The following is a 1,317-nucleotide window of genomic DNA, read 5'->3' on the forward strand; positions in this document are numbered from 1 at the left end:
CGGCCAGGGCCGGATCGGTCAGGCTGCCAGTGTGGGCAGGCCGACGAGGGGATCATCGCCGGTTGGGGCGATGCTTTCCAGGGTCATGTAGCGGGCGCGCTGGACGGCCCACTCGTCGTTCTGCTCCAGCAGGATCGCGCCGACGAGGCGGGTGATGGCCGCCTCGTTGGGGAAGATGCCGACCACCTCGGTCCGGCGCTTGATCTCGCCATTCAGTCGCTCCAGCGAGTTGGTGCTGTGGAGCTTGATCCGGTGGGCGGCGGGGAAGCTCATGTAGGCCAGCACGTCGGTCTCGGCGCTGTCCATCAGGGCGGCGAGCTTGGGGACCTTGGGCCGGAGTTGATCGGCGACGCGCCGCCACTGCTGCCGGGCGGCCTCGGTATCCTCCTGGGCGAAGGCGGTGGCGATGAAGGCGGAGAACACCCGCTGTCCGCTGCGGCCGGCATGGGCCAGGGCGTTCCTCATGAAATGGACGCGGCAGCGCTGCCACGTCGTGTTCATGACCTTGGCCACGGAGGCCTTGATGCCCTCGTGCGCGTCCGAGATCACGAGCTTGACCCCGCGCAGGCCGCGGCGCGCCAGCTTGCGCAGGAAGGCGGTCCAGAAGGTCTCAGCCTCGGACGGGCCAACGTCCAGGCCCAACACTTCCCGGCGACCGTCGCCGTTCACACCCACGGCCACGATCACCGCCACCGAGACGATGCGGCCAGCCTCGCGCACCTTCACGTAGGTCGCGTCGATCCAAAGATAGGGCCACTCGCCCTCGATCGGCCGGTCGAGGAACGCGTTGACCCGCGCGTCGATCTCCTCGCACAGCCGCGAGACCTGGCTCTTCGAGATGCCGGTCCCGCCCATTGCTCGAACCAGATCGTCCACGGAGCAGGTCGAGATGCCCTGGATGTAGGCCTCCTGGATCACGGCCGTTAGCGCCTTCTCGGCCATCCGTCGCGGCTCTAGGAAGCCAGGGAAGTACGAGCCCTTGCGCAGCTTGGGAATCCGCAGCTCGACCGTGCCGGCGCGCGTCTGCCAGTCCCGATCACGGTAGCCGTTGCGCTGGACCAGACGCTCTGGGCTCTTCTCGCCGTGGGCCGCACCGGTCAGGCCACCCACTTCCATCTCCATCAGCCGTTCGGCGGCAAAACCGATCATCTCGCGCAGCAGATCGGCGTCGGCGCTCTTCTCCACCAGCCTACGCAGGGCCATCATCTCGTCGGTCATCGGAGGTCTCTCGGGTTCGAGGTTGGTCGTCGCAACCCGACCCTACCCGGCAACCGCCGATGACCACCCCTCAGCTACACCACCATCCGGGACACGACC

At 67.7% G+C, this 1,317-nt stretch carries 1 protein-coding gene; it reads right to left on the reverse strand.

Annotated elements, in window-relative coordinates; genetic code table 11:
* Positions 1 to 18 precede the first annotated feature (18 nt).
* Positions 19 to 1,218 (reverse strand): IS256 family transposase, encoded by a 1,200-nt coding sequence (locus tag BY998_RS23820; RefSeq protein ID WP_110354160.1) that lies wholly within the window; start codon positions 1,216 to 1,218, stop codon positions 19 to 21.
* Between the last annotated feature and the right edge of the window lie 99 nt (positions 1,219 to 1,317).

It is taken from the genome of Methylobacterium sp. B4 (assembly GCF_003201865.1).
GTDB lineage: Bacteria > Pseudomonadota > Alphaproteobacteria > Rhizobiales > Beijerinckiaceae > Methylobacterium.

What these genes read in the sequence shown, in the direction of transcription:
- BY998_RS23820 (WP_110354160.1), bottom strand. Translation starts at nt 1,218, where the DNA reads ATGACCGACGAGATGATGGCCCTGCGTAGGCTGGTGGAGAAGAGCGCC.